This window comes from Aeromicrobium sp. Leaf272 (assembly GCF_001422865.1).
Lineage (GTDB): Bacteria > Actinomycetota > Actinomycetes > Propionibacteriales > Nocardioidaceae > Aeromicrobium.
This window is the reverse complement of sequence record NZ_LMMY01000009.1, coordinates 329,061-332,737: the sequence shown is the minus strand read 5'-3', so window position 1 is coordinate 332,737 and position 3,677 is coordinate 329,061. Positions and strand designations below refer to the sequence as shown.

At 71.1% G+C, this 3,677-nt stretch carries 4 protein-coding genes and 1 pseudogene; all 5 read left to right on the top strand.

Annotated features, from left to right (window positions below):
* Positions 1-28 precede the first annotated feature (28 nt).
* Positions 29-609 (top strand): annotated as a pseudogene (locus ASF38_RS18685) (acyl-CoA dehydrogenase family protein); the annotation flags it as partial.
* 1 nt (position 610) lies between these two features.
* Positions 611-1,099: acyl-CoA dehydrogenase family protein (locus tag ASF38_RS18680; RefSeq protein WP_255353799.1), on the top strand; the 489-nt coding region annotated here is incomplete at its 5' end.
* Positions 1,096-1,878: an SDR family oxidoreductase gene (locus ASF38_RS03190; protein WP_055963431.1), complete on the top strand. Its 783-nt coding sequence runs from the start codon at positions 1,096-1,098 to the stop codon at positions 1,876-1,878. The genes ASF38_RS18680 and ASF38_RS03190, both read left to right, overlap by 4 nt.
* 3 nt (positions 1,879-1,881) lie before the next feature.
* On the top strand, positions 1,882-2,940 hold the full coding sequence (locus ASF38_RS03185; protein WP_056573574.1) for a phosphotransferase family protein: 1,059 nt from the start codon (positions 1,882-1,884) through the stop codon (positions 2,938-2,940).
* A 52-nt stretch (positions 2,941-2,992) separates the two neighbouring features.
* Positions 2,993-3,677, top strand: a 685-nt coding sequence (locus ASF38_RS03180; protein WP_235497366.1) for a cyclase family protein, incomplete at its 3' end; no start/stop codon positions are given.

Genomic DNA, 3,677 nt, shown 5'->3' with positions numbered 1-3,677 from the left:
CCCCGCCGAGTCCGTCTACGCCGCCCAGATGGCGGAGTCGGGCAACGCCAACTTCCACCCGCCCATCCTCGAGGAGCTCAAGACCGAGGCCAGGAAGCGTGGTCTGTGGAACCTCTTCCACCCGCACGAGCGCGAGGACTGGGGAGCCCCCGGCCTGAGCAACCTCGACTACGCGCCGCTCGCCGAGATCACCGGGCGCAGCCCCTACATCGCCCCCGAGGCGATCAACTGCAACGCTCCCGACACGGGCAACATGGAGGTGCTCGAGCTCTTCGGCACCGACGAGCACAAGGAGAAGTGGCTCAAGCCGCTCCTCGCCGGTGAGATCAACTCGGCCTTCTGCATGACCGAGCCGGAGGTCGCGAGCTCGGACGCCACCAACGTCCAGCTGCGCATGGACGCCGACGGCGACGAGTACGTGCTCAACGGCCGCAAGTGGTTCGCCTCCAACGCGCTGCACGCCAACTGCAAGGTCCTGATCGTCATGGGCAAGACCGACGTCGAGGCCGCGAAGCACCGCCAGCAGTCGATGATGGTGGTCCCGCTCGACACCCCCGGCATCACGATCGTCCGAGGGCTCCCGGTCTTCGGCTACATGGACCGCGAGGGNGACGGCTTCATGATCAGCCAGGCCCGCCTGGGACCCGGTCGCATCCACCACTGCATGCGGTCGATCGGCATGGCCGAGCGCGCCCTGGACCTGATGATCGAGCGGGCGCAGAACCGGGTCACGTTCGGCGAGCCCGTGGCCAACCGGTCCAACATCCAGGACTGGATCGCCGAGGCGCGCATCGACATCGAGATGATCCGTCTGCTCACGTTCAAGACCGCGTGGCTCATGGACACGGTCGGCAACCAGAAGGCGCGCACCGAGATCGCGGCGATCAAGGTGGCCGCTCCGGCCGTCGCGCTCAAGATCATCGACCGCGCGATCCAGGTGCACGGCGGTGGCGGCATCACCGACGACTTCCCGCTCGCCAGCTTCTACGCCCACCAGCGCACGCTGCGTCTGGCCGACGGACCGGACGAGGTGCACAAGCGCACCATCGCCCAGGTCGAGCTGCGCCGGATCAACGCCGACTGGAACAAGAAGAGGTGAGCGAGCCGCTCGCGGGTCGCACCGCGATCGTCACGGGCGCCTCGCGCGGCATCGGCCTCGCGGCCGCGGCGGCGCTGCACGAGGCAGGCGCCAACGTGGTGCTCACGGCGCGGACGGAGGAGGCGGCCCGTGCGGCCGCCGACTCCGTCGGCCCGCGGGCGCTCGGGATCGGGGCCCACGCGACCGACGAGGACCTCGCCCGCGCGTGCGTGGAGCGGACGATGGAGGCGTTCGGCAGCGTCGACGTGCTGGTCAACAACGCCGGCACCAACCCGGCCTACGGCCCGGTGCTCGCCCAGGACCACGGCCGCTTCGCCAAGACGCTCGACGTGAACCTGTGGGCGCCGATCCTGTGGTCACGCCTCGTGGTCGACGCCTGGATGGGCGAGCACGGCGGATCGATCGTGAACACGGCCTCGATCGGCGGCCTGTCGGTCGGGCCCGACCTCGGGATCTACCACGTGTCGAAGGCCGCCCTCATCCACCTGACGAAGCAGCTCGCGATCGAGCTCGCACCGTCGATCCGGGTCAACGCCGTCGCGCCGGGTGTCGTGCGGACGAAGCTGGCCGAGGCGCTGTGGAAGGAGCACGAGGGAGCCGTGGTGGAGCGGACGCCGCTCGCCCGGATCGGCGAGCCCGACGACGTCGGGGCGGCCGTGCTGTTCCTCGCATCGTCCGCGTCGTCCTGGATCACCGGCGAGACGCTCGTCATCGACGGCGGCCAGATGATCGGGTCCGGTGCGGCGGCCGATGCCCTCGCGGCGCGGGTCGAGGGCTGAGTCGTGCCCGGGACCGCGACCGACGTCGCGCTCGACCTGGACGTGCTCGCCGCGCTGCTGCGTGCCGACGGCCACGAGGTGCAGGGAGGCCTCGTGGCCGACCGGGTGGGCCGCGGCCAGTCGAACCTGACCTACCTCGTGCGCGACGAGCACGACGCTCGTTGGATCGTCCGTCGTCCGCCACGGGGCGAGCTGCTCGCCTCGGCGCACGACGTGCTGCGCGAGCACCGGATCCTCGCGGCGCTCTCGGACACCGGCGTGCCCGTGCCGCAGGTCCTGGGACGCTACGTGGACGACGCCCTCGCCGAGACCCCGGTGGTGGTCATGGAGCACGTCGACGGGCTCGTCGTCGACCGCGACGAGGTGGCGGAGGGACTCGGCCTCTCGCTGCGGGCCGCGATCGGACCGTCGCTCGCACGCACGCTCGCGGCGGTGCACGAGGTCGACGTCGACGAGGTGGGGCTGGGTGACCTCGCGAGCCGCTCGCCGTACGCCGCCCGCCAGCTCAAGCGCTGGTCCCGGCAGTGGGAGGCCTCGCGCACGCGTGACCTGCCCCGGCTCGACGCCATGACCGAGCTCCTGCGCCGGCGCATGCCGGAGCAGTCCACGCACGCTGGGCGCGACGTCGCCCTCGTGCACGGTGACTTCCACCTGCGCAACGTCATCGTCGACCCCGAGCTGGGCGACGTGCGTGCCGTGCTCGACTGGGAGCTCAGCACCCTCGGCGACCCGCTCGCCGACATCGGCAGCCTGCTCGCCTACTGGCCGGAGGCCTCCGACGGTGCGACCCACGCGTTCGCCGCGTCCGCGCTGCCGGGCTTCTCCTCGCGCGAGCAGATCGCCAGGACCTACCTGGAGGCCTCGGGCCGCGAGCGGTCCGACCTCGACTACTGGCACGCCCTCGGTCTCTGGAAGATCGCCGTCATCGCCGAGGGCGTGATGCGGCGGGCCCTGGACGAGCCGAGCAACGCCGCCGACGGCGGCCCACCCGTGCCGGAGGCCATCGACCAGCTGGTCGAGCGCGCCTGGGTCGTCGTCGAGACCGCCGGTCTCGACCGCTGACCAGCCCATCCATCATCCGACGCCACCCGATCCACGACCGAAGGAGCACGACATGACCGAGACCCCCTACGTGGGCGACTTCCTGAAGGACTCCCCGAGGAACTGGGGCAAGTGGGGGCCCGACGACGAGGTGGGCTCGTTGAACTACCTCACGAGTGCGGAGGTGCTCCGCGGCGTCGCCGAGGTCCGGTCGGGCGAGGTCTTCACGCTGCAGGTGCGGATGGGCGATCCGTCCGGCGACCCGGTGTGGCCGGGCCGCGAGAGCATCCAGCGCACGAACGTGATGGACGAGGGCTTCTTCCAGCGGGGCGAGGGCGTGGAGACGCCCGGCGGAGCGCACTACTCCGACGACGTCGCGACGCTCTACCTGCAGGCGTCCACGCAGTACGACTCCCTCGGCCACGTCTGGTACGACGGCCAGATCTGGAACGGCTACGACGCCGCCACCACCGACGGCGCGATGGAGAAGGCGTCGGTCCTGCCCATCGCCGAACGCGGTGTGGTCGGGCGCGGCGTGCTGATCGACGTCGCGCGCCACCGGGGCAAGGCGGCGCTCGACAAGGGGGAGACCTTCACCCACGAGGACCTGCTGGAGATCGCTGCCGCGCAGGGCTCCACGATCGAGAAGCACGACATCCTGGTCGTCCGCACCGGCTTCGTCGGGTCCTTCTACCGGCAGAGCGCCGAGGAGTTCTACGACGGCTTCCTCGAGCCGGGACTCACCTACAGCCCCGAGC